This window comes from Bradyrhizobium sediminis, assembly GCF_018736105.1.
In the GTDB taxonomy this organism is placed as follows: domain Bacteria; phylum Pseudomonadota; class Alphaproteobacteria; order Rhizobiales; family Xanthobacteraceae; genus Bradyrhizobium.
This window is the reverse complement of sequence record NZ_CP076135.1, coordinates 4,742,734-4,764,440: the sequence shown is the minus strand read 5'-3', so window position 1 is coordinate 4,764,440 and position 21,707 is coordinate 4,742,734. Positions and strand designations below refer to the sequence as shown.

Annotated in this window: 22 protein-coding genes; 13 read left to right on the top strand and 9 right to left on the bottom strand. The window is 65.7% G+C overall.

The genetic code is table 11. From position 1 onward, the window contains the following. The first annotated feature begins 15 nt into the window (after positions 1-15). The 4 genes from KMZ68_RS22735 (at position 16) to KMZ68_RS22720 (ending at position 3,853) form a co-directional block, all read left to right on the top strand. Complete coding sequence (locus KMZ68_RS22735; RefSeq protein ID WP_215616437.1) at positions 16-840, top strand: metal ABC transporter permease; 825 nt, start codon at positions 16-18, stop codon at positions 838-840. Positions 841-850: 10 nt separating this feature from the next. Beyond that, the gene (locus tag KMZ68_RS22730; protein ID WP_215613372.1) at positions 851-1,726 is read left to right on the top strand and encodes a metal ABC transporter solute-binding protein, Zn/Mn family; all 876 of its coding nucleotides are present in this window, start codon (positions 851-853) and stop codon (positions 1,724-1,726) included. 61 nt (positions 1,727-1,787) lie between these two features. Beyond that, the gene (locus KMZ68_RS22725; protein ID WP_215613371.1) at positions 1,788-2,834 is read left to right on the top strand and encodes a CobW family GTP-binding protein; all 1,047 of its coding nucleotides are present in this window, start codon (positions 1,788-1,790) and stop codon (positions 2,832-2,834) included. Further along, positions 2,834-3,853 carry a WD40 repeat domain-containing protein gene (locus tag KMZ68_RS22720; protein WP_215613370.1) on the top strand — a complete coding sequence of 340 codons (1,020 nt, stop codon included), beginning with the start codon at positions 2,834-2,836 and terminating at the stop codon, positions 3,851-3,853. The genes KMZ68_RS22725 and KMZ68_RS22720 overlap by 1 nt, the downstream gene beginning before the upstream one ends. A gap of 53 nt (positions 3,854-3,906) precedes the next feature. Here the strand turns inward: KMZ68_RS22720 and KMZ68_RS22715 are convergent, their stop codons facing one another. The 6 genes from KMZ68_RS22715 to KMZ68_RS22690 all read right to left on the bottom strand — a co-directional run bounded on the left by KMZ68_RS22715 (position 3,907) and on the right by KMZ68_RS22690 (position 9,023). Beyond that, entirely contained in the window at positions 3,907-4,119 is a 213-nt protein-coding gene (locus KMZ68_RS22715; protein ID WP_215613369.1) for a hypothetical protein, read from the bottom strand. Positions 4,120-4,231: 112 nt separating this feature from the next. Continuing rightward, complete coding sequence (locus KMZ68_RS22710; protein WP_215613368.1) at positions 4,232-5,662, bottom strand: homospermidine synthase; 1,431 nt, start codon at positions 5,660-5,662, stop codon at positions 4,232-4,234. Between the two features lie 46 nt (positions 5,663-5,708). Then, a complete protein-coding gene (locus KMZ68_RS22705) occupies positions 5,709-6,095 on the bottom strand; it encodes a RidA family protein (protein ID WP_215603575.1) in 387 nt (128 codons plus the stop codon). 71 nt (positions 6,096-6,166) lie between these two features. Beyond that, positions 6,167-6,763 (bottom strand): GNAT family N-acetyltransferase, encoded by a 597-nt coding sequence (locus KMZ68_RS22700; RefSeq protein ID WP_215613367.1) that lies wholly within the window; start codon positions 6,761-6,763, stop codon positions 6,167-6,169. Between the two features lie 199 nt (positions 6,764-6,962). After that, positions 6,963-8,105, bottom strand: a complete 1,143-nt coding sequence (locus KMZ68_RS22695; protein ID WP_215613366.1) for a type III PLP-dependent enzyme — start codon at positions 8,103-8,105, stop codon at positions 6,963-6,965. 657 nt (positions 8,106-8,762) lie between these two features. Beyond that, complete coding sequence (locus KMZ68_RS22690; protein WP_215603572.1) at positions 8,763-9,023, bottom strand: hypothetical protein; 261 nt, start codon at positions 9,021-9,023, stop codon at positions 8,763-8,765. Positions 9,024-9,154: 131 nt separating this feature from the next. Between KMZ68_RS22690 and KMZ68_RS22685 the strand changes: the two genes are divergently transcribed. From KMZ68_RS22685 to KMZ68_RS22675, 3 genes are all read left to right on the top strand, one after another. Beyond that, the gene (locus KMZ68_RS22685; protein WP_215613365.1) at positions 9,155-11,245 is read left to right on the top strand and encodes a M3 family metallopeptidase; all 2,091 of its coding nucleotides are present in this window, start codon (positions 9,155-9,157) and stop codon (positions 11,243-11,245) included. A 10-nt stretch (positions 11,246-11,255) separates the two neighbouring features. Beyond that, positions 11,256-11,894: a DUF1007 family protein gene (locus KMZ68_RS22680; RefSeq protein WP_215613364.1), complete on the top strand. Its 639-nt coding sequence runs from the start codon at positions 11,256-11,258 to the stop codon at positions 11,892-11,894. Positions 11,895-12,031: 137 nt separating this feature from the next. Next, positions 12,032-13,084, top strand: a complete 1,053-nt coding sequence (locus KMZ68_RS22675; RefSeq protein WP_215613363.1) for a nickel/cobalt transporter — start codon at positions 12,032-12,034, stop codon at positions 13,082-13,084. Between the two features lie 121 nt (positions 13,085-13,205). Here KMZ68_RS22675 and KMZ68_RS22670 read toward each other — a convergent pair whose 3' ends face one another. Then, positions 13,206-13,604 carry an MAPEG family protein gene (locus tag KMZ68_RS22670; RefSeq protein ID WP_215613362.1) on the bottom strand — a complete coding sequence of 133 codons (399 nt, stop codon included), beginning with the start codon at positions 13,602-13,604 and terminating at the stop codon, positions 13,206-13,208. Positions 13,605-13,691: 87 nt separating this feature from the next. On the opposite strand from KMZ68_RS22670, the gene hemH reads away from it, so the two are divergent. From hemH to KMZ68_RS22655, 3 genes are all read left to right on the top strand, one after another. Continuing rightward, a complete protein-coding gene (gene hemH, locus KMZ68_RS22665; RefSeq protein WP_215613361.1) occupies positions 13,692-14,729 on the top strand; it encodes a ferrochelatase in 1,038 nt (345 codons plus the stop codon). Positions 14,730-14,968: 239 nt separating this feature from the next. After that, positions 14,969-15,967 carry an SPFH domain-containing protein gene (locus tag KMZ68_RS22660; RefSeq protein WP_215613360.1) on the top strand — a complete coding sequence of 333 codons (999 nt, stop codon included), beginning with the start codon at positions 14,969-14,971 and terminating at the stop codon, positions 15,965-15,967. A 142-nt stretch (positions 15,968-16,109) separates the two neighbouring features. Further along, positions 16,110-16,556, top strand: a complete 447-nt coding sequence (locus tag KMZ68_RS22655; RefSeq protein WP_215613359.1) for an NfeD family protein — start codon at positions 16,110-16,112, stop codon at positions 16,554-16,556. Positions 16,557-16,558: 2 nt separating this feature from the next. Here KMZ68_RS22655 and KMZ68_RS22650 read toward each other — a convergent pair whose 3' ends face one another. Beyond that, the gene (locus tag KMZ68_RS22650; protein WP_215613358.1) at positions 16,559-16,903 is read right to left on the bottom strand and encodes a winged helix-turn-helix transcriptional regulator; all 345 of its coding nucleotides are present in this window, start codon (positions 16,901-16,903) and stop codon (positions 16,559-16,561) included. A gap of 73 nt (positions 16,904-16,976) precedes the next feature. Between KMZ68_RS22650 and KMZ68_RS22645 the strand changes: the two genes are divergently transcribed. Further along, entirely contained in the window at positions 16,977-17,519 is a 543-nt protein-coding gene (locus KMZ68_RS22645) for a carboxymuconolactone decarboxylase family protein (protein WP_215613357.1), read from the top strand. Positions 17,520-17,631: 112 nt separating this feature from the next. Here KMZ68_RS22645 and KMZ68_RS22640 read toward each other — a convergent pair whose 3' ends face one another. Continuing rightward, the gene (locus tag KMZ68_RS22640) at positions 17,632-18,651 is read right to left on the bottom strand and encodes a KpsF/GutQ family sugar-phosphate isomerase (RefSeq protein WP_215613356.1); all 1,020 of its coding nucleotides are present in this window, start codon (positions 18,649-18,651) and stop codon (positions 17,632-17,634) included. A gap of 201 nt (positions 18,652-18,852) precedes the next feature. Here KMZ68_RS22640 and KMZ68_RS22635 point away from each other — a divergent pair, with 201 nt between their 5' ends. Further along, positions 18,853-20,568: an outer membrane beta-barrel protein gene (locus tag KMZ68_RS22635; protein ID WP_215613355.1), complete on the top strand. Its 1,716-nt coding sequence runs from the start codon at positions 18,853-18,855 to the stop codon at positions 20,566-20,568. Between the two features lie 175 nt (positions 20,569-20,743). Then, complete coding sequence (htpX, locus tag KMZ68_RS22630; protein ID WP_215613354.1) at positions 20,744-21,691, top strand: zinc metalloprotease HtpX; 948 nt, start codon at positions 20,744-20,746, stop codon at positions 21,689-21,691. Positions 21,692-21,707: the final 16 nt, after the last annotated feature.

Here is a 21,707-nt window from a genome sequence, read left to right as displayed (position 1 = left end):
ACCGAATTCGAATTCATGCGCCGGGCGCTGGCGGCCGTGATCGCGCTTGCGCTGGGCGCCGCGCCGATCGGCGTGTTCCTGATGCTGCGGCGGATGAGCCTGGTCGGCGACGCCATGGCGCACGCCATCCTGCCCGGCGCGGCGATCGGCTTTTTGCTGTCGGGCCTCAATCTGTTTGCGATGACGTTCGGCGGCATGATCGCGGGCTTCACCGTGGCGATCCTGGCAGGCCTGGTCGCGCGCACCACCGAATTGAAGGAAGATGCCTCGCTCGCCACCTTCTACCTGGTGTCGCTGGCTACAGGCGTGACTATTGTCTCGATCAAGGGCACCAATATCGACCTGCTGCACGTGCTGTTCGGCAATATCCTGGCCATGGACGACCAGACTTTGCTGGTGATCGCCTTCAACGCCACCATCACGCTCGTGGTGCTGGCGGTGATCTATCGGCCGCTGGTGATCGAGTGCGTCGATCCGGTGTTCCTGCGCACCGTCAGCCGCGCCGGCGCGCCGGCGCATCTGGCGTTTCTCGCGCTGGTCGTGGTCAATCTGGTCAACGGCTTTCACGCGCTCGGCACCCTGCTCGCGGTCGGGCTGATGATCCTGCCTGCCGGCATCGCGCGGTTCTGGTCGCGCGACATCACCGGCATGATCTGCATCGCGGTCGCGAGCGCCATCGTCTCCGGCTATGCGGGGCTGGTGCTGTCGTTCCAGACCCGCATTCCCTCAGGTCCCGCGATCATTCTGGTGGCCGCGGGGCTCTACGTCGTCTCGGTGCTGTTCGGCAGCGTCAGCGGCATGGTGCGGCAGTTGTTTCCCGGCCGGCATCTCGAAGCGTAGCGGCGAACCGATGCGACGTTTTCAATTCTTGTTCGCCTGTTTGATGCTGATAGCGGCGGTCGTCGCCGCGCGCGCGCAGGAGCGCCTCAACGTCGTCGCCTCCTTCTCGATCCTCGGCGATTTCGTGCGCAATGTCGGGGGCGATCGCGTCAATGTCACGACGCTGGTCGGCCCCAACAGCGATGTCCATGTCTATTCTCCGGCGCCGGCGGATGCGAAGAAGATCGCCGACGCCAGGCTCGTCATCGTCAACGGCCTCGGGCTGGAGGGTTGGCTGCCGCGGCTGGTGCAATCCGCGGGCGGCAAGGCAAGGATCGTCGCCGCGACCGACGGCATCGCGCCGCGCAAGCTCGGCTCCGATGCCGATCCGCACGCCTGGCAATCGGTCGCCAACGCGAAAACCTATGTCGCCAATATCAGCGCCGCGCTTGCCGCCGCCGACCCCGCGGGCGCCGAGGCCTATCGCGCCAACGCGACCGTCTATCTGGCGAAACTCGATGCGCTCGACCGCGAGGTGCGGGAAGCGGTGGCGCAGATCCCGGCGGCGCGCCGCAAGGTGATCTCGACCCACGATGCCTTCGGCTATCTGGCCTCGAGCTATGGCATCGCCTTCATCGCGCCGCTCGGCGTTTCCACCGAATCCGAGGCCAGCGCCCGCGATATCGCCCGCATCATCACCCAGATCAGGACCCAGAAAATCCCGGCGGTGTTTCTGGAAAATATCAGCGATGCCAGGCTGATCGGACGGATATCGGCCGAGACCGGCGCCAAAGTCGGTGGAACGCTCTATTCCGACAGTTTGACGGGCGAAAAGGGCGATGCCCCCACTTACATTGAGATGGTCAGGCACAATATAAAGGCCCTGACCAGCGCGCTCGCCAATTAGGGCAGGGGCCTCCCTGCTGCCGGCGCAGCCAGCGCGAAAATACCGCCTTTCCGGAGTGACTATGGCTGAACCTTCTTCCTCAAAAATTCCCGTGACCGTGCTGACCGGCTATCTCGGCGCCGGCAAGACCACCCTTCTCAACCGCATTCTGTCGGAAAACCACGGCAAGAAATACGCCGTCATCGTCAACGAATTCGGCGAGATCGGCATCGACAACGACCTGATCATCGGCGCCGACGAAGAAGTGTTCGAGATGAACAACGGCTGCGTCTGCTGCACCGTGCGCGGCGACCTCGTGCGCATCCTCGACGGGCTGATGAAGCGCAAGGGCAAGTTCGACGCCATCATCGTCGAGACCACCGGCCTCGCCGATCCGGCGCCGGTGGCGCAGACCTTCTTCGTCGACGAGGACGTGCAGAACAACGCCCGGCTCGACGCGGTGGTGACGGTCGCCGACGCCAAATGGCTGGCCGAGCGGCTCAAGGACGCGCCGGAAGCCAAGAACCAGATCGCGTTCGCCGACGTCATCGTGCTCAACAAGACCGACCTTGTCAGCAAGGCAGAGCTTGCCGAGGTCGAGGCCCGGATCCGTGCCATCAACCCCTACGCCAAGCTGCACCGCACCGAGCGCTGCCAGGTCGCGCTGTCGGACGTGCTGGAGCGCGGCGCGTTCGATCTCGACCGTATCCTCGAGCTGGAGCCGGAATTCCTGGCGGCCGGCGACGATCACGACCATGATCACGATCATCACCACGGCCACGACCATCACCACGATCACGGCCATGGCGGCATCAAGCATTATCACGACGAGGACATGCAATCGCTGTCGCTGCGCTCGGACAAGCCGCTCGACGCCACCAAATTCATGCCGTGGCTGCAGAACCTGGTCGCCAGCGAGGGTCAGAAGATCTTGCGCTCCAAGGGCATCCTCGCCTTCAGCGACGACGACGACCGTTACGTGTTCCAGGGCGTGCACATGATGCTGGAGGGCGACCACCAGCGCGCCTGGAAGGAGGGCGAGCCGCGCGAGAGCCGCCTCGTCTTCATCGGACGCGAATTGCCCGAGCAGAGCATCCGTGACGGCTTCGAGCGTTGTATCACCACGTGATGAAAGAGTTCGATCCCGGCAGCAATGCCGCTTCCATCGTGTCGGTCACCGACCGGGTGCGCCCGGTCAGGATCGGCGCGCCCGTCACCTCGGTGCATTTCCTCGGCGAGCGCGCCACCTTTGTCGGCGCCGAGGAAAACGTTTTCCTGGCGAACAGCGACGGCGAAGTTTCGCCGGTCGCGGTCCATGGTGGCGGCATCCTGTGCGCGGCGTCTGACGGCGCGCGCATCGTGATGGGCGGCGATGACGGCAAGCTCGTCGCGCTCGACGGCAAGGGCGAGGTGACGCTGCTTGCGACCGACGCCAGGCGGCGCTGGATCGACAATGTCGCGGTTCATCCCGACGGCGCGTTCGCATGGTCGGCCGGCAAGACCGCCTTCGTCCGCAGCGGCAGAGGCGAAGACAAGTCGCTCGACGCGCCCTCCACCGTCGGCGGACTGGCGTTCGCGCCGAAGGGATTGCGGCTCGCGGTCGCGCATTACAACGGCGTGACCCTGTGGTTTCCCAACATGGCGGCGAAACCGGATGTGCTGGAATGGGCGGGCTCGCATCTCGGCGTGGTGTTCAGCCCCGACAACAAGTTCCTGGTCACGGCGATGCACGAGCCGGCGCTGCATGGCTGGCGGCTGGCGGACGTCAGGCATATGCGCATGACCGGCTATCCCGGCCGCGTGCGGTCGATGTCGTGGAGCGCCGGCGGCAAGGCGCTGGCGACCTCGGGCGCCGATACCGTGATCCTGTGGCCGTTCGGCAGCAAGGACGGTCCGATGGGCAAGGAGCCGGCGATGCTGGCGCCGCTCAAGGCGCGGGTTTCCATGGTCGCCTGCCATCCGAAGCAGGACATCCTCGCCGCCGGCTACAGCGACGGCACCATCCTGATGGTGCGGCTGGAAGACGGCGCGGAAATCCTGGTGCGCAAGAACGGCGGCGCGCAGGTCGCAGCATTGGCCTGGAACGCCAAGGGCACCCAGCTTGCATTCGCCGCGGAAGACGGCGAGGCGGGGTTGCTGGCGCTGTAGCCGCCGGATCGGGCCACCGCGGCTGATCCGAGACGCCAACCATTGCCTGGCGTTTAGCGCGCGCCCTTGAGCATGCAGGAGGTCGAGCAGGTGCTGGTCACGCCGTGGTCGCAGGCGATGCAGGCGCCGACGCACTGCTTCATGTCCTTGGGATTGTACGGGCTGTAGAGCTTGCTGGCACAGCCGACCGAGCCGGTCACGTCATTCTCGGGCTTGCAGGCAGCCAGTGCCGCAGCCGACAGCATGATGACGATGATGGCGCGCATGGTCGGCGCTCCCCTGCAGGAGCCCTTGCTCTAAAAAGAGCTGCGGCGACGGCTCCAGGCCCTCGCAAAATGAAGGTCGCCTTCAGAATGACGCAAGATGGTTAATGCGCGGTTATCGCACCAGCACGTTCCTGAACTGCCAGGGATCGCTGGTGTCGATGTCTTCCGGGAACAGGCCGGGCCGGTCCGAGAGCGGGGTCCAGTCGGTGTAGAAACCCTTGACCGGTCCGAGATAGGGCCGCTGGATTTCGAGGCAGCGGTGGAAATCCATCTCGTCGGCCTCGACGATCCCGGCGCCGGGATTTTCCAGCGCCCACACCATGCCGGCCAAGACTGCCGAGGACACCTGCAATCCGGTAGCGTTCTGGTACGGCGCGATCTTCCGGGTCTCCTCGATCGAGAGCTGCGAGCCGTACCAATAGGCGTTCTTGGCGTGGCCGTAGAGCAGCACGCCGAGTTCGTCGATGCCGTCCTCGATCTCGTTCTCGTCGAGGATGTGCCATTTTTCCTGCATCTTGCCGGTGGCGCCGAAGATCTCGTGCAGCGACAGCACCGCGTCGTTGGCGGGGTGATAGGCGTAATGGCAGGTCGGGCGGTAGATCACGGTGCTGCCCTCGCGAACGGTGAAGTAATCCGCGATCGAGATCGATTCGTTATGGGTGACGAGAAAGCCGTATTGCGCGCCCGGCGTCGGGCACCAGGAGCGCACGCGGGTGTTGGCGCCGGGCTGCAGCAGATAGATCGCCGCACCGCAGCCGTAATTGTGGATGCCGGCATTGTGCGGCATCCACGCTTCGTGGGTGCCCCAGCCGAGTTCGGCCGGCTGCATGCCCTCGGACACGAAGCCCTCCACCGACCAGGTGTTGACGAACACGTCCATCGGCTTCGGTTTCTTGGAGCGCTGGGTGTCGCGCTCGGCGATATGGATGCCCTTGACGCCGAGCTTGTGGGCGAGCTGGGCCCAGCCCTCCCGGCTCTTCGGCTCGTTGTGGGGCGTATTGGTGTCGCGCGCGATGTCGAGCAGCGCCTGCTTGACGAACCATGACACCATGCCGGGATTGGCGCCGCAGGTGGACACCGCGGTCGGCCCGCCCGGGCTCTTGTGCTTGGCCGCCAGCAGGGTCTCGCGCAGCGCGTAGTTCGAGCGCTTTTCCGGGCCGATATTCTTGTCGAAGTAGAAGCCGAGCCACGGCTCCACCACGGTGTCGATGTAGAGCGCGCCGATCTCGCGGCACATGGTCATGATGTCGACCGACGAGGTGTCCACCGACAGGTTGACGCAAAAGCCCTGGCCGCCGCCGGCGGTCAAGAGCGGCACCAGCACCTCGCGGTAGTTGTCGCGGGTGACGGCCTGCTTGATGAAGCGCACGCCGTGCTGTTTCGCGAGCTCGCCGTCCTCATGCGGGTCGATGATGACGAAGCGCGAGTTGTCATAGTCGAAATGCCGTTCGATCAGCGGCAGCGTGCCTTTGCCGATCGAGCCGAAGCCGATCATGACGATGGGGCCGGAAATTTTCGCGTGGATTGGCGCGGACGGGCTCATGGGTTGGTCTCCGGGGATGGGATGCGCAGAAAGCGCGAAGGAGGGGTCAGGTGCGCCGCTTGGCGGTGACTTCGATCTCGACCTTCATCTCGGGCTTGTAGAGCCCGACGACCACCAGAAGCGTCGCGGCCGGGCGGATGTCGCCGAGAACTTCGCCGCAGACCGCGAAATGGGCGTCCGCGTCCTTGAGGTCGGTGATGTAGTAGGTCGCCCGCACGATGTCGGCCATCGCGAACCCGCCCTCTTTCAAGGCGGCTTCGATGGTCCTGAAGCAGTTGCGTGACTGGCTCGTGACATCCGGCGGCATCGTCATGGTGGCGTAGTCGTAGCCGGTAGTGCCGGCGACGAAGGCGAAATCGCCGTCGATCACGGCGCGGCTGTAGCCGGCGGTCTTCTCGAACGGCGAGCCGGTGGAAATCAGGCGGCGGGGCATCGTATCGACCTCGGGGCGGACCATGGGGGGCTGGAATTGAAGCCACGCAATGCCGCGTCTTGACCCTCAAATCAAGCGGCGTGAGAGGCCAATTTACGGGCTCTTCCCGCCACCTTGCCTTTCGGCGCCGCCGGGCCTGACGGCACGATCATGCCGCAGGCGCCGTCGAGCGCGCCGTCGCGCAGTTCGAGGCCGAGCAGCCGGTCGCGCTCGAACGGGCCGGGCAGCGCCAGCTCGCCGGTCTTGATGGCCGAGAAGCCGAAGCGGGCATAATAGGGCGCGTCGCCGAGCAGGATCACCGCGCCATGGCCGCGCGCTTTCGCCGCCGCCAGCGCGTGGTTCATTAATGCCGCGCCGATGCCGAGTTCGCGGCACGCGTTATCGACCGCCAGCGGGCCGAGCACCAGCGCTGGCTTGCCTCCGGCGGTGACGTGCCACAACCGCACGGTTCCGACCAGTTGGCCGTTCGCCACGGCCGAGAAGGCAAGGCCTTCGGCGGGCGCGTGGCCGTCACGCAGGCGCTGGCAGGTGCGGGCATGGCGGTTGGCGCCAAAGCAGGCATCGAGCAGCGCTTCGCGCGCAGCGACGTCCGGGGCGCGCTCGCCGCGGATCGCGAACGGCGCGGCGTCGGAGATCAGGGCAACGGGGGTCTTCCGCAAAGCAGTCATGGCGCGTCAGTCCTCGCATCCGGCGGCAGCAAGCCGCGGGAGGCGTTGTCGGCAAATCGGCAGGGGACGGGGAGGGAGCCGGCGCACCGGCTCCCAGTTCTCTTGCTCCCTCTCCCGCTTGCGGGGGAGGGCCGGGGTGGGAGTGTCTCCGCGAGCACCGAAGCCAGCGGAGAGAGTTCCCCCACCCGGCGCTACAGCCTCAGATGTGGTAGGTCCGCAGCGGCGGGAAGCCGTTGAACGCCACCGACGAGTAGGTCGACGTATAGGCGCCGGTGCCTTCGATCAAAAGCTTGTCGCCGATCTCGAGCGTCACCGGGAGCGGGTACGGCATCTTCTCGTACAGCACGTCGGCGCTGTCGCAGGTGGGCCCAGCGAGCACGCACGGCGTCATCTCCGCGCCGTCATGCGGCGTGCGGATGGCGTAGCGGATCGACTCGTCCATCGTCTCGGCGAGACCGCCGAACTTGCCGATGTCGAGATACACCCAGCGCACCTCGTCCTCGTCGCTCTTCTTGGAGATCAGAACGACTTCGGTCTCGATGATGCCGGCGTTGCCGACCATACCGCGGCCCGGCTCGATGATGGTCTCCGGGATCTGGTTGCCGAAGTGCTTGCGCAGCGCGCGGAAGATCGACCGGCCGTACTGCACCACCGGCGGCACGTCCTTGAGGTACTTGGTCGGAAATCCGCCGCCCATGTTGACCATGGACAGGTTGATGCCGCGCTCCGCGCAGTCGCGGAACACCGTCGAGGCCATCGCCAGCGCGCGGTCCCACGCCTTCACCTTGCGCTGCTGCGAACCGACATGGAACGAGATGCCGTAAGCTTCCAGGCCAAGGCGCTTGGCGAGGTCGAGCACGTCGACCGCCATTTCCGGATCGCAGCCGAACTTGCGCGACAGCGGCCACTCGGCGCCGGCGCAGTCATAGAGAATGCGGCAGAACACCTTGGAGCCGGGGGCGGCGCGGGCGATCTTCTCGACTTCCGCGGAGCAGTCGACCGAGAACAGGCGAATGCCGAGCGCGAAGGCGCGGGCGATGTCGCGTTCCTTCTTGATCGTGTTGCCATAGGAGACGCGCTCCGGGCTCGCGCCGGCGGCGAGCGCCATCTGGATCTCGGCGACCGACGCGCAGTCGAAGCACGAGCCCATCGAGGCCAAGAGCGACAGCACTTCCGGCGCCGGGTTGGCCTTGACCGCATAGAACACGCGGCTGTCCGGCAGCGCCCTGGCGAAGCTCTGGTAGTTGTCGCGCACCACTTCGAGGTCGACGACGAGGCACGGCTCGACGTCCTGGCCCTCGTTGCGGCGGTTGCGCAGGAATTCCTGAATACGTTCGGTCATAGCACCCTCCCAAACGGCCCAGCGACGGGACACGTTCAAAAATGATCTCGGATAAGAGCGCTCCGGCCACATCGCGCGATGGAGGCGCAACGAAGCCAAAAGACTCAAACCGAACTGTGCTGCCGTGGATTGGTTGGGAAGGATCCCGCCCGCACACCTGGCAATGAAGGACAAGCCTCTTCGGTATTCGCGCCGGCTGGTGGAAAGCCGGCAGAGACCAAAAAAGCCCGATCCGTCGTTGCTTTAAGTCGCGTCCCCCGTTGAGAACGAGGTGCGCCGGTTCGCCTCCGGCTGCCAGTCACGGTTGCAAGGAGCGAAGAGACCTTCAACGGCATCTCTTGAGAGAGATGCTGGCCGCTCGAACAAGAGCGACCCTCGGTTCTTCATCCCCTTGGCGGCTGTCCGGCCTCTTGTCCGGATACCTACCGACTGACACACGACCACAGGCACGTGCGAAATTGGGCAACACGGGAAATAGGGGTTTTGAGTCTGCTTCGCAACATTTTTTTTAGGCTGGGGACAAATTTGCCTAACATGTGCTTGCAGCGCCGCTGCTTGCCGCGCGCGCGGCGTCGAACATGAACAGACGTTAAGTTACTTTAAGGAAGCGTAAGCGTTTTGAGGCATGCGCCACGCGGCTTTCTTGCTTCACGCGACTCAGGCGCGGCGCGTGAACGGCTCGACGCGCTGCGCGGCGCGGATGAACGCCACCATGATGAAGACGCCGAGCGCGAACAGCACCGCCTGCAGGATGTGGGCGCCGGTGTCGTCGAGCCCGAACAGGATCGCGAGCGCCCAGCCGCCGGCGAACGCCGCGCCGAACACCTCGGCGCCGATCAGGATCGCCGCTGAGATGACGGTGATGACGCTGGGCCAGACGATCCGGCGGGAAGCGGTCGGGGAGGGCTGCGAGCTCATGGTCCAAAGGTCCTGTTGCGGGCGCAATCTCTATGAAAAGGCCGTCGCTATCAAGCGCAAAAGGCCCAAAAAAGCCCCATCAGGTGCTATAGGTTCCTGCAACTATTCGGGACCAGAAACGGGAAATCTTGATGTCGGAAACCACGGAAATGGCGGCCAGCTCGCAGCCCCAGGCAAACCCGCTTTTGCAGGCGTGGCGGACCCCGTTCGAGACCCCGCCGTTCGCGGAGATCGTGCCGGAGCACTTCCTTCCCGCCTTCGAGCGGGCCTTCGCCGACCACGCCGCCGAGATAGCCGCGATCGAGCACGATCCCTCCACGCCCGATTTCGCCAACACCATCACCGCGCTGGAGCGCTCGGGAAAACTGCTCTCCAGGGTGTCGGCGGTGTTCTACGACCTGGTCTCGGCGCATTCCAGCCCGGCGCTGCTCGAGATCGACACCGAAGTGTCGCAGCGGATGGCGCGGCACTGGAATCCGATCATGATGAACGCGGTGCTGTTCGGCCGCATCGCCATGCTGCACGAAAACCGCGCCACGCTCGGGCTCACCGGCGAGCAGATGCGGCTTTTGGAGCGCACCTATACCCGCTTCCGCCGCGCCGGCGCCGGGCTCGACGAGGCAGCCAAGAACCGGATGGCCGAGATCAACGAGCGGCTGGCGCATCTCGGCACCTCGTTCAGTCACCATTTGCTCGGCGACGAGCAGGACTGGTTCATGGAGCTCGGCGAGGCCGACCGCGACGGCCTGCCGGACAGCTTCATCGCGGCGGCCAAGGCCGCCGCCGGCGAGCGCGGGATGGAAGGCAAGGCGATCGTGACGCTGTCGCGCTCCTCGGTGGAGCCGTTCCTGAAGAGCTCCACCCGGCGCGACCTGCGCGAGAAGGTGTTCAAGGCCTTCACCGCGCGCGGCGACAACAACAACGCCAACGACAACAACGCCATCATCGTCGAGATCCTGAAGCTGCGCGAGGAAAGCGCTGGGCTCCTGGGCTTCCCGACCTTCGCCGCCTATCGGCTGGAGGATTCCATGGCCAAGACGCCGGAAGCGGTGCGCGGCCTGCTGGAGCGGGTCTGGAAGCCGGCCCGCGCCCGGGCGCTGGCCGATCGCGACGCCCTGCAGGCGCTGGTCGCCGGGGAGGGCGGCAATTTCGCGCTGGCGCCGTGGGACTGGCGCTACTATGCGGAGAAGCTGCGGCAGATCAGGGCCAATTTCGAAGACGCCGCGATCAAGCCCTATCTCTCGCTTGACCAGATGATCGCCGCCGCCTTCGACTGCGCCACCCGCCTGTTCGGCGTCAGCTTCACCGAGCGCAAGGACATTCCAGTCTGGCACCCCGACGTGCGTGTCTGGGAGGTGAGGGACGCCGAGGGCAAGCACAAGGCGCTGTTCTATGGCGACTACTTCGCCCGCTCCTCGAAGCGTTCCGGGGCCTGGATGACCTCGCTGCGCGACCAGCAGAAGCTCGACGGCGAGGTGGCGCCGCTGGTCATCAACGTCTGCAACTTTTCCAAGGGCGCCGACGGGGAGCCGTCGCTGCTGTCGCCGGACGACGCCCGCACTTTGTTCCATGAGTTCGGCCACGGCCTGCACGGCATGCTGTCGGACGTGACCTATCCGTCGCTGTCGGGCACCAGCGTGTTCACCGATTTCGTCGAGCTGCCGTCGCAGCTTTACGAGCACTGGCAGGAGCAGCCGCAGGTGCTGCGGCAGTTCGCCCGCCATTACCAGACCGGCGAGCCGCTGCCGGACGATCTGCTCGAGCGCTTCATCGCCGCGCGCAAGTTCAACCAGGGCTTCGCCACGGTCGAATTCGTCTCCTCGGCGCTGATCGACCTCCAATTCCATACCCAGCCGGCCGAGGCCAGCCGCGACGTGCGGGCATTCGAACGCGCCGAACTGGACAAGATCGGGATGCCCGCGGAAATCGTGCTGCGTCACCGGCCGACCCAGTTCGGCCACATCTTCTCCGGCGATCACTATGCGTCCGGCTATTACAGCTACATGTGGTCCGAGGTGATGGACGCCGACGCGTTCGGCGCCTTCGAGGAAACAGGCGATATTTTCGACCCCGCGGTTGCCAAACGGCTGCACGACGACATCTATTCGTCGGGCGGCTCGCGCGACCCGGAGGATGCCTATGTCGCGTTCCGCGGCCGTGAGCCGGAGCCCGACGCGCTGCTGCGCCGGCGCGGCCTGTTGGAAACCCCTGAGGCGGCCTGAGGTGAAGACGATGAAACAGGGATGGCTGGGCCTGCTGCTGCTGGCCGGAATTCTCGGCTTCGGTGCGAAACAGGCACAGGCCCATCCGCATGTCTGGATCACCGCCTCCAGCGAGCTGATCTATGCCCCCGACGGCACGGTCACCGGGGTGCGCCATGCCTGGACCTTCGACGACATGTTCTCGACCTACGCGCTGCAGGGCCTCGAGACCAAGACCAAGGGCGTCTACAGCCGCGAGGACCTGGCGCCGCTGGCGCAGACCAATGTCGAATCGCTGAAGGAATTCGACTATTTCACCTTCGCCAGGGCCGAGGGCAAGAAGCAGAAATTCCTCGAGCCGGTCGACTACTTCCTCGACTACAAGGAAGGCGCGCTGACGTTGCATCTCACGCTGCCGCTGAAGACGCCGCTGAAAGCCAGGCAGCTTGCGTTGGAAGTATTCGATCCGGCCTACTTCATCGACTTCAAATTCGCCGACAAGGACCCGATCAAGCTGGTCGGGGCGCCGGCCGCCTGTCAGTTGAAACTGCAGCGGCCGAGCGACGGCACCGCCGAGGCGCAAAAGCTCAATGAGCAGAATTTCATGAGCGGCGACAATTCGAACTACGGCGCGATGTTCGCCAACAAGATCTCGGTGGAGTGTCCGTGACGCCGCCATCCCGCTCTGGAGCGTTTTCAAGCGAAGTGGAGGCCGGTTCGCGTCAAGAAAACGCGTCAAATCGAGAATCCGGAGCCCCGTTTCGATTCTTTCGAAACGGAAAAGGCTCGCGTTTTGCACGCGGCGTCATGGTCTGCGTCGCGGCGGCGGCCGCCATCCTGGCGCTCGACGGCCTCATCCATGTCCTGATGGCGCAGACGCCGTTCGGCGCGCCGCGGCGAGCCCCTGCCGAGCCGCAGGTCGGCGGCATCGTCGGCTGGCTGCTGGCCAGGCAATCGGAATTCTACCGCGAGATGTCCGCGACGATCCGCGCCGCCAAGTCCGACGGCTCGGCGGTCTGGACCCTGCTCGCGATTTCCTTCGCCTACGGCATCTTCCACGCCGCCGGCCCCGGCCACGGCAAGGCGGTGATCTCGTCCTACCTGGTCGCCAACCAGGAGACCGCGCGGCGCGGCATCGCGCTGTCGTTCGCCTCGGCGCTGATGCAGGCGCTGGTGGCGGTCCTGATCGTCGGGATCTGCGCCTGGCTGCTCAACGCCACCGCGAAAACCATGTGCGGGGCCGAAAAGGCGATCGAGATCGCGAGCTACGCGCTGATCGCGGCCTTCGGCGCCCGGCTGGTCTGGACCAAGGGCGGCGGATTCATCCGCGCGCTGCAGGCGCGCGAGCCGGCGCCTGCGCTGGTCGCCGCCGCGCATCATCACGGCCATGATCACGACCACGGCCATGGTCACCATCATCACGACCACGGCCATCATCACCACGATCACGACCCCGGCCACGTCCATGACGAGCATTGCGGCCACTCCCACGGTCCCGACCCCAGCGAACTCGCCGGTCCCGGCGGCTGGAAGCGCGGGCTGGGGGCGATTTTGGCGGTCGGCGTCCGGCCGTGTTCGGGCGCGATCCTGGTGCTGGTGTTTGCGCTGGCGCAGGGCCTGTTCTGGGCCGGCATCGCCGCGACCTTCGTGATGGGGCTCGGCACCGCGATCACGGTCGCGACCATCGCCGTCATCGCGGTGTCCGCCAAGGATTTGGCGCGGCGCCTCAGCGCCGGACGCGAAGGCGGCGGCGCACTGGTGATGCGCGGCATCGAATTCGGCGCGGCGGGGCTGGTGCTGCTGTTCGGGGTCGGTTTGCTGTTCGGCTATCTCGCGGCCGAACGGGTGACGTGTTTGTAACCCCATCCTGAGGAGCTGCGAAGCGGCGTCTCGAAGGATGGGCCGCGGGTTTCATGGTTCGCCCGGCGATGCGAAGCATCGTCCGGAGACGCGCGAAGACGCGCTCCTCACCATGAGGGATTCACCCCGGCAGCCAGCCTCGGATCGCTGGCATAAAGAAGATCGCGCAATTGAGCGCGAAGCCGATGCTCCACAGGATCGAGCGCAGGGTCGGGCGGTTGCCGAGATAGGTGAAGACATAGGCGATCCGCACGATCAGGAACAGGATCGCCAGTTCGTCGATCAGGCGCTGCGGCCCGGCCCGGAATTCCGCCAGCAGCACGGCGATGGCGAAGAACGGAAACGCCTCGATGCCGTTCTGATGCGCGCCCAGCGCGCGCGCCGCGATCGGATCGTTGTAGAAGGCGGGATCGCGCGGCCTGGCATTGTCGAAGCGCCGGAACCCGATCCATTTGATCGGCGCGATCGTCAGCAGATACAGCATCAGCGTTGCGAAAACGCACCATTCGGCGACCGTCATGGTTCCCCCCGACGCGGCAATAAGCGACAGTATCGAAACCGCCATTATCTTGACAAGGATGACCCGACGCGCGAAGCCACAAGCATTATGACAGCGGTTGCATCAATCGAGAGCGCCAGGGCTGCCGCCGGGACCGTGCCGGAACGCGTCGGCGTGCTCTTGGTCAATCTCGGCACCCCCGACACCGCGGATGCGCGGGGCGTGCGGGTCTATCTCAAGGAGTTTCTGTCCGATCCCCGGGTGATCGAGGACCAGGGGCTGCTCTGGAAACTGATCCTGAACGGCATCATCCTGCGCGTGCGCCCGGCGCGCAAGGCGCGCGACTACCTGAAGATCTGGAACACCGAGAACAACGAATCCCCGCTCAAGACCATCACCCGCGCCCAGTCCGACAAGCTGGCCGCGGCGATCGCGGACCACGACCACGTCGTGGTCGACTGGGCGATGCGCTACGGCAACCCGTCGATTGCATCGCGGATCGAGGCGCTGACGGCGCAGGGCTGCGACCGGCTCCTGGTGGTGCCGCTCTATCCGCAATACTCGGCCGCGACGACGGCCACCGTATGCGACGAGGTGTTTCGCGTGCTCGCCTCGATGCGCGCGCAGCCGACCTTGCGGATCACGCCGCCCTATTACGACGATCCCGATTATATCGAGGCGCTGGCGGTCTCGATATCGGCGCATCTGGCGGGCTTGCCGTTCCAGCCCGAACGGATCGTGGCCTCGTTCCACGGCATGCCGCAGCAATACGTCGACAAGGGCGATCCCTATCAGGTCCAATGCATCGCAACGACCGATGCGCTGCGCAAGCGCATGGGCCTCGACGCCGGAAAGCTGCTGCTGACCTTCCAGTCGCGCTTCGGCACCGATGAATGGCTGCAGCCCTACACTGACAAGACCATGGAGAAGCTGGCGAAGGAGGGCGTGCGCCGGATTGCCGTGGTGACCCCCGGCTTCTCCGCCGACTGCCTGGAGACGCTGGAGGAAATCGCCCAGGAAAACGCCGAGATCTTCAAGCACAATGGCGGCGAGCAGTTCACCTTCATCCCCTGCCTGAACGACAGCGATCCCGGCATGGACGTGATCCGCCAGCTGGTGCTGCGGGAGCTGCAAGGCTGGATCTAGATAGGCTGAATTTGGCAGCTGGATTTGACGGTTAAGTGATTTTGACCGCTTCGTTAACAAAACGAAGCACTTTAAGGAAACGAAGCGCACTTGGCCGGCGTTCGGGCCGGGACCATCTGGCGGCTGCCGAAACTCGCCCTTAGCTATATTTGATAAGGCTATACTGAACCGGCGCGGCCGGCATTCAGACCAACAAGAATACGTCCGCGGACGTTGGTTTTTGCGGCTTTGGAGGATTTATGACCGGCTTCGACATTTTTGCCATTGCGTTCGTGCTGCTCGTCATCGTCACACTGTTTGCCGGCGTCAAGACCGTGCCGCAGGGCTTCGACTGGACCATCGAGCGGTTCGGCAAATTCACCCGCACGCTGTCGCCCGGCTTGAACATCATCGTTCCCTATTTCGACCGCGTCGGCCGCAAGATGAACATGATGGAGCAGGTGATCAGCATTCCCGAGCAGGAGGTGATCACCAAGGACAACGCCACCGTGACGGTGGACGGTGTCGCCTTCTTCCAGGTGTTCGACGCCGCCAAGGCGAGCTACGAGGTGTCCAATCTCGAGCAGGCCATCATCGTGCTGACCATGACCAATATCCGCTCGGTGATGGGCGCGATGGATCTCGACCAGGTGCTGTCGCACCGCGACGAGATCAACGAGCGCCTGCTGCGGGTGGTCGACGCTGCGGTGTCGCCGTGGGGCCTCAAGGTCAACCGCATCGAGATCAAGGACATTGTGCCGCCGGCCGACCTGGTCGAGGCGATGGGACGCCAGATGAAGGCCGAGCGCGTCAAGCGCGCCGACATTCTGCAGGCGGAAGGCCAGCGCCAGTCGGAAATCCTGCGCGCGGAAGGCGCCAAGCAAGGCCAGATCCTGCAGGCCGAAGGCCGCAAGGAGGCCGCGTTCCGCGACGCCGAGGCGCGCGAGCGCTCCGCCGAAGCCGAGGCCAAGGCGACGCAGATGGTCTCCGAAGCCATTGCCAAAGGCGACGTCGCCGCACTGAACTACTTCATCGCCGACAAATACATCAAGGCGTTCGGACAGCTCGCGGATTCGCCGAACCAGAAGATCGTCATGCTGCCGATCGAGGCGATGAGCATTCTGGGCTCGCTCGCCGGCATCGGCGAGATCGCGAAGGCGACCTTTGGCGAAAGCTCGGCTTCCGCACAGGCCGCCGCGCGTCGCGGATCGGTGCCGACCACCGGGCCGACCCCGCCGCCCTTCACGCCGCGGCCCTAGAGGTTTCGTGGCGCGCGCGGTGACGCGAGCGAATTCCCTCTCCCGCTTGCGGGGGAGGGTGCCGGGCAAAGCGGGGCGGGTGGGGACTCGCTGCCGTCGTGTCGTATGGATCGCTTAAGCAGATAATTGAGAGGGTCGGATGATGACCGAGATGTTTACCTCCCTAGGCACCTGGAACTGGCTGATCTTCGGCTTCGTGCTGATGGCGCTGGAATTGCTCGCGCCCGGTGTCTTCATGTTCTGGCTCGGGCTGGCGGCGCTGCTGGTCGGCCTGTTGTCGTTCGCGATCAACCCGTCCTGGCAGACGCAGCTCCTGATGTTCGCGGTGTTCGCGGTGGCGGCGGTGCCGCTGTGGCGTCGGGTGGCGTTGAGCCACAAATCGGCGAGCCAGAGCAACCCGTTTCTCAACAAGCGCACCGATGCGCTGGTCGGCCGGGTGTTCACGCTGGAAAAGCCGATCATCGACGGCGCCGGCACGGTGAGGATCGACGACACCATCTGGCGCGTCGCCGGTCCCGACGCGCCCGCCGGCAGCCGGGTCAGGGTCGTGCAGGCCGACGGCGCCAGCCTGACGGTGGCGGCGGCGTGAAATCAGCCAGCCGCGCGCTTGCTCCATCGTTCGGCGAAGCGGTACAGCGGCAGGAAATTCCCCGCCAGATCCTTGCCCAGGGCGGTGAGGCGGTAGCCGTCGCCGGCGATCAGCTCGACCAGGCCCGCCTCGCGCAGTTCGGACAGCCGGGTCTGCAGGATGGTCGGCGAGGCGTCGTCGCAGGCCGTGCGCAGCGCGCGCGAGGTCAGCGCACGGTCGTCGCGAAGCTCCCAGATGATCCGCAAGGCCCAGCGTCGGCCCAACAGGTCGAGCAGGGCCATGATCGGGCGGCCGGACGCCGAGCCCCGGGCGGCGCGTTTCTTCATGGCTGAACCCAGTTTCGGCATCGCAGGCTCCTCTTGCGGATCGCTACAAATAATGTAGCGTATCGCTACGTTTATTGTAGCACAGGAGTTGCCGATGTCACGCATAGCGCCGCTGCAGCCGCCTTACCCGCCCGAGATCCAGGGCCATTTCGACCGCGTCATGCGCGGCGCGCCGCCGCTGCTGCTGTTCCGCACCATCGCCACCAGCGCGCGCGCCTGGGAGAAATTCCGCGCCGGCAGCCTGCTCGACCGCGGCCCGCTCACCTTGAGGGAGCGCGAAATCGCGATCATGCGGACCTGCGCCCGCACGGCCTGCGAATACGAATGGGGCGTGCATGTCGCGGCCTTCGCTGCCGCCGCCCATCTGACCGACGAGCAGGTCCGTGCCACCGTGCTGGAGCAGGCCGGTGCGCCGTGCTGGTCGGCCGCCGAGCAGGCGCTGATCGCAGCCGTCGACGCGCTGCATGACCGCGTCACGCTCGGCGACGCCGAATTTGCGGCGTTATCGGCGCATTACGACGACGCGAAGATTCTGGAAGTGCTGCTGCTGTGCGGCTTCTATCGCACCGTGTCGTACCTGGCGAACGGGCTGGCCTTGCCGCTCGAGCAAACGGCGGCGCGGTTTCCGAATGCTTGATCGTCATTCCGGGGCGATGCGAAGCGTCGAACCCGGAATATCGAGATTCCCCGATGTGCAATTGCACATCTGAGGTCTGGTCCTTCGGACCATCCCGGAATGACAGCGTTCCCTACGCCACGCCAGCGCGCAGCACGTCGTGGACGTGGACGATGCCGACCGGCTTTTTGCCCTCGGCGACGATCAGGACGGTCACCGCCGGCTTCGACGAATTGATCGTCTCCAGCATTTCGGTGGCGAGCATGCCGGGCGGAATGGTGCGCGGATTCCTTGTCATCACCTCGTCGACCGATGCGGTCATCAGATCGGGCCGCATGTGACGGCGCAGATCGCCGTCGGTGATGATGCCGGCGATCTCGCCGCCGGAGTCCACGATGCAGACGCAGCCAAAACCCTTGGTCGACATCTCCACCAGCGCATCGGACATTTTGGCGCCGAGCGGTTTGACGGGGATCGCGTCGCCGGTATGCATGATGTCGCGGACGAATTTCAGCATCGCGCCCAATTTGCCGCCGGGATGGAAATTGGCGAATTCGAGCGCCGTGAAGCCGCGGCCTTCGAGCAGCGCGATGGCGAGCGCATCGCCGATCGCGGCCTGCATCAGCGACGAGGTGGTCGGCGCCAGGTTGTGCGGACAGGCTTCGCGCGCCTTCGGCAGTTCCAGCACGATGCGCGCCGCCTCGCCGAGCGAGGAGGTGGCATTCGAGGTCACCGCGATCATCGGAATCGCAAAGCGGCTGGAATAATTGACGAGATTCTTCATTTCCGGCTGCTCGCCGGACCACGACAGCGCGATGATGACGTCGTCCGGCGTGATCATGCCGAGATCGCCATGGCTCGCTTCCGCGGCATGGACGAAGAAGGCGGGGGTGCCGGTGGAGGCCAGCGTCGCCGCGATCTTGCGCGCCACGTGGCCCGACTTGCCGAGGCCGGTGACGATGACGCGGCCCTTGGCCTGCCGGATCAGCTCGACAGTGGCGGCGAAGGCCGGCCCGAGCGGGCCCTGCAACGCGGCCGACATCGCGGCGATGCCACTGGCCTCGGTCTCGAGCGTGCGCAGGCCCGAGGCAACGGCGGCGCTCGCCTGGTCGGTCCCGGATGATTTTGCCATCAGCGGTTTCGAATTGGCCATGCGTGGTTCCGAAGGAGGCGGGTCTGGGCCGCGGGCCCCTCCTTAGCACGGCCGATTTCGCGATGCGACGCGCCGGGCGGTTCTCAACGGCTCATTAACCATAATTGTTTTAACTCCATTAACGACGTTTTCCGCCTGCGTGCTCGCGCATCTGGAACCCGGTCGGCAAGTAGATGATTTTGTTGGGGTATTTTCATCGTGATGTCGGGTCCAGCAAGGGGCCGCCGCAGGCGCGTTTTGATTTGGCGCGCGTTGTTGCCATGCCTTGCGCTGATCGCGTTCAGTGAGACCTCGAGCCGCGCCCAGACGCTCACGCCGGACCTGTTCCGCGCCACCCGCGACGGCTTCGTGTCGCCGCAGGATTCGCCGCTGCGCCGGACCGCCGAGTCCGGCGACCGCACCGGCGATGCGGCCAACGACGCGCGGCTGCGCGACAAGGACCGGCCGGCGCCGTCGCGGATCGGCGCGATCCCCACTTACGGCCTTCCCGCCGCCAGCGGCGCGTCCTCATCCGGCTACGACTCGCTCAACCGCACCCGCAAGAAGGCGAAATTCTATCCGGGCCAGGCCAAACCAAAGCCGCCGCCGGGTCCCGGCAGCAAGCCGCCGGGGATGCGGGATCCGAATGCACGGGTGCGGCTGTCGGTCCCGCCGTCGGAAACCGCCAACAAGACGCCGATCCCGCCGGCGATGGCCGGCACCGTGCCGGGGCAGCCGCCGCGCAAGCGGCTCAAGATCGACGACGATCCGTTCGGCGCGGTCGGCGATTACGCCGGCAGCTTCCTGATCAAGTCCGCGCTCGAGCTGCGCGGCGGCTACGACACCAATCCGCGCCGCACCGTCGTGCCAGCCGGCTCGCCGTTTTATGTGATTGCGCCGGAACTGGTCGTGTTCTCCGACTGGGAGCGCCATGCGCTGGTCGCCGACCTGCGCGGCTCGTTCACCGGCTACGGCAACACCTTTCCGCCGCCGACCGACGGCACCATCTCGTCGGCGCCAGTCATCATCGACCGGCCGGACTTCACCGGCCACATCGACGGCCGTCTCGACGTCAGCCGCGACACCCGCCTCACCGCGCAGACGCGGCTGCGCGTCGCCACCGACAATCCCGGCAGCCCGAACATCCAGGCCGGCCTCGAGCGATACCCGGTCTACTCGACGCTCGGCGGCACCCTCGGCGTCGACCAGAATTTCAACCGCCTGCAGCTTTCCGCCGGCGCAACGGTCGACCGCACCGTCTATCAGAACTCTGAATTGACCGACGGCACCTCGACCAGCAACGCCGACCGCAACTACAATCAGTTCGGCGGTCTCGGGCGGGTCAGCTACGATCTGATACCGGGCCTGAAACCGTTCGGCGAGATCGACGGCAACGTCCGCTCGCATGACCTTTTGTTCGATCGCAACGGCTATCAGCGCAATTCCAGCGGCGGCTCCGTGCGCGCCGGTACCACTTTCGAATTCTCGCGGATCCTGACCGGCGAACTCGCGATCGGCTGGGCGGCGCGCTCCTATGAGGACCCGCGGCTGCTGCCGCTGCAGGGGCTGCTGACATCGGCCTCGCTGGTGTGGGTAGCGACGCCGCTGACATCGGCGAAATTCTTCGCCACCACGTCGATCGACGAGACCACGGTGCCCGGCGTTTCCGGCGTGCTGACCAACACCTACACCGTGGAAGTCGATCACGATTTCCGCCGCTGGCTGCAGGGAATCGGGAAATTCACCTGGGGCACGCAGGACTACCAGGGCGATGGTCGCTTCGACCGCTTCTACTCCATCTCCGGCGATCTGATCTACAAGCTGAACCGCAACATCTGGCTCAAGGGTACCCTGCGCCGCGACTGGCTCGACTCCAACATCCCCGGCAACAGCACCAATTCGACCGTGGTGATGCTGGGGGTGCGGCTGCAGCATTAGGGCTCCGATCTTATCCCTCTCCCTTGTGGCCCCCTCGTGGGAGAGAGCGAACGAGCACCGGCGTCCCCCAATCCGCGACGCGGCGACGCACCGGGTGGTCTTGAACCGGCCCGGGCGCAATCCCTACCTGATCGGTATGTGCCGCGGCGCTGCCGGCGGCATCAGGGAGACAACGATGAACTACCTCAAAACGGCGATCCTGCTGGCCGGGCTCACGGCCCTGTTCATGGGCGTCGGCTATCTGATCGGCGGTGGCAGCGGCGCGATCGTCGCGCTTCTGATCGCGGCCGCGACCAACCTGTTCGCCTACTGGAACTCGGACCGCATGGTGCTGTCGATGTACGGCGCCCATGAGGTCGATGCGCGCAGCGCGCCCGACCTCGTCGGCCTGGTGGCCACGCTCGCTGCCCGGGCCGGGCTGCCGATGCCGCGCGTGTTCCTGATGGACAATCCGCAGCCCAATGCGTTCGCCACCGGCCGCAACCCGGAGAACGCCGCGGTGGCGGTGACCACCGGACTGGTGCAGTCGCTCAGCCGCGAGGAGCTTTCGGGCGTGATCGCCCATGAGCTCGCGCATGTGAAGAACCACGACACGCTGCTGATGACCATCACCGCCACCATTGCCGGCGCGATCTCGATGCTGGCGCAGTTCGGGATGTTCTTCGGCGGCCACCGCGACAACAACAACGGCCCCGGCGTCATCGGTTCGATCGCGATGATGATCCTGGCGCCGCTCGGCGCCATGCTGGTGCAGATGGCGATCAGCCGCACCCGCGAATACGCCGCCGACGATCTCGGCGGGCGCATCGCCGGCCAGCCGTTGTGGCTGGCGTCCGCGCTGGTCAAGATCGCCGGCGCCGCGCACGAGATCCCGAACGAGGACGCCGAGCGCAATCCGGCGACGGCGCATCTGTTCATCATCAACCCGCTGTCGGGGCGCGGCATGGACAGCCTGTTCTCGACTCATCCCTCGACCGAAAACCGGATCGCCGAGCTGCAGCGGCTCGCCGCCGAAATGGGTGCAGGGACGGCGCCGCCGCTGCGTCCGGGACAGCCTCCGCGCCGCGGTCCCTGGAGCGTCCCGCGCGGTAGTGGCGCTGCCCCGCGCAGGCCGTGGGGGTGAAAATTCACCGCCGTCA

What these genes read in the sequence shown, in the direction of transcription:
- KMZ68_RS22735 (WP_215616437.1), top strand. Translation starts at nt 16, where the DNA reads ATGCGCCGGGCGCTGGCGGCCGTGATCGCGCTTGCGCTGGGCGCCGCG.
- KMZ68_RS22730 (WP_215613372.1), top strand. Translation starts at nt 851, where the DNA reads ATGCGACGTTTTCAATTCTTGTTCGCCTGTTTGATGCTGATAGCGGCG.
- KMZ68_RS22725 (WP_215613371.1), top strand. Translation starts at nt 1,788, where the DNA reads ATGGCTGAACCTTCTTCCTCAAAAATTCCCGTGACCGTGCTGACCGGC.
- KMZ68_RS22720 (WP_215613370.1), top strand. Translation starts at nt 2,834, where the DNA reads ATGAAAGAGTTCGATCCCGGCAGCAATGCCGCTTCCATCGTGTCGGTC.
- KMZ68_RS22715 (WP_215613369.1), bottom strand. Translation starts at nt 4,119, where the DNA reads ATGCGCGCCATCATCGTCATCATGCTGTCGGCTGCGGCACTGGCTGCC.
- KMZ68_RS22710 (WP_215613368.1), bottom strand. Translation starts at nt 5,662, where the DNA reads ATGAGCCCGTCCGCGCCAATCCACGCGAAAATTTCCGGCCCCATCGTC.
- KMZ68_RS22705 (WP_215603575.1), bottom strand. Translation starts at nt 6,095, where the DNA reads ATGCCCCGCCGCCTGATTTCCACCGGCTCGCCGTTCGAGAAGACCGCC.
- KMZ68_RS22700 (WP_215613367.1), bottom strand. Translation starts at nt 6,763, where the DNA reads ATGACTGCTTTGCGGAAGACCCCCGTTGCCCTGATCTCCGACGCCGCG.
- KMZ68_RS22695 (WP_215613366.1), bottom strand. Translation starts at nt 8,105, where the DNA reads ATGACCGAACGTATTCAGGAATTCCTGCGCAACCGCCGCAACGAGGGC.
- KMZ68_RS22690 (WP_215603572.1), bottom strand. Translation starts at nt 9,023, where the DNA reads ATGAGCTCGCAGCCCTCCCCGACCGCTTCCCGCCGGATCGTCTGGCCC.
- KMZ68_RS22685 (WP_215613365.1), top strand. Translation starts at nt 9,155, where the DNA reads ATGTCGGAAACCACGGAAATGGCGGCCAGCTCGCAGCCCCAGGCAAAC.
- KMZ68_RS22680 (WP_215613364.1), top strand. Translation starts at nt 11,256, where the DNA reads ATGAAACAGGGATGGCTGGGCCTGCTGCTGCTGGCCGGAATTCTCGGC.
- KMZ68_RS22675 (WP_215613363.1), top strand. Translation starts at nt 12,032, where the DNA reads ATGGTCTGCGTCGCGGCGGCGGCCGCCATCCTGGCGCTCGACGGCCTC.
- KMZ68_RS22670 (WP_215613362.1), bottom strand. Translation starts at nt 13,604, where the DNA reads ATGACGGTCGCCGAATGGTGCGTTTTCGCAACGCTGATGCTGTATCTG.
- hemH (WP_215613361.1), top strand. Translation starts at nt 13,692, where the DNA reads ATGACAGCGGTTGCATCAATCGAGAGCGCCAGGGCTGCCGCCGGGACC.
- KMZ68_RS22660 (WP_215613360.1), top strand. Translation starts at nt 14,969, where the DNA reads ATGACCGGCTTCGACATTTTTGCCATTGCGTTCGTGCTGCTCGTCATC.
- KMZ68_RS22655 (WP_215613359.1), top strand. Translation starts at nt 16,110, where the DNA reads ATGACCGAGATGTTTACCTCCCTAGGCACCTGGAACTGGCTGATCTTC.
- KMZ68_RS22650 (WP_215613358.1), bottom strand. Translation starts at nt 16,903, where the DNA reads ATGCCGAAACTGGGTTCAGCCATGAAGAAACGCGCCGCCCGGGGCTCG.
- KMZ68_RS22645 (WP_215613357.1), top strand. Translation starts at nt 16,977, where the DNA reads ATGTCACGCATAGCGCCGCTGCAGCCGCCTTACCCGCCCGAGATCCAG.
- KMZ68_RS22640 (WP_215613356.1), bottom strand. Translation starts at nt 18,651, where the DNA reads ATGGCCAATTCGAAACCGCTGATGGCAAAATCATCCGGGACCGACCAG.
- KMZ68_RS22635 (WP_215613355.1), top strand. Translation starts at nt 18,853, where the DNA reads ATGTCGGGTCCAGCAAGGGGCCGCCGCAGGCGCGTTTTGATTTGGCGC.
- htpX (WP_215613354.1), top strand. Translation starts at nt 20,744, where the DNA reads ATGAACTACCTCAAAACGGCGATCCTGCTGGCCGGGCTCACGGCCCTG.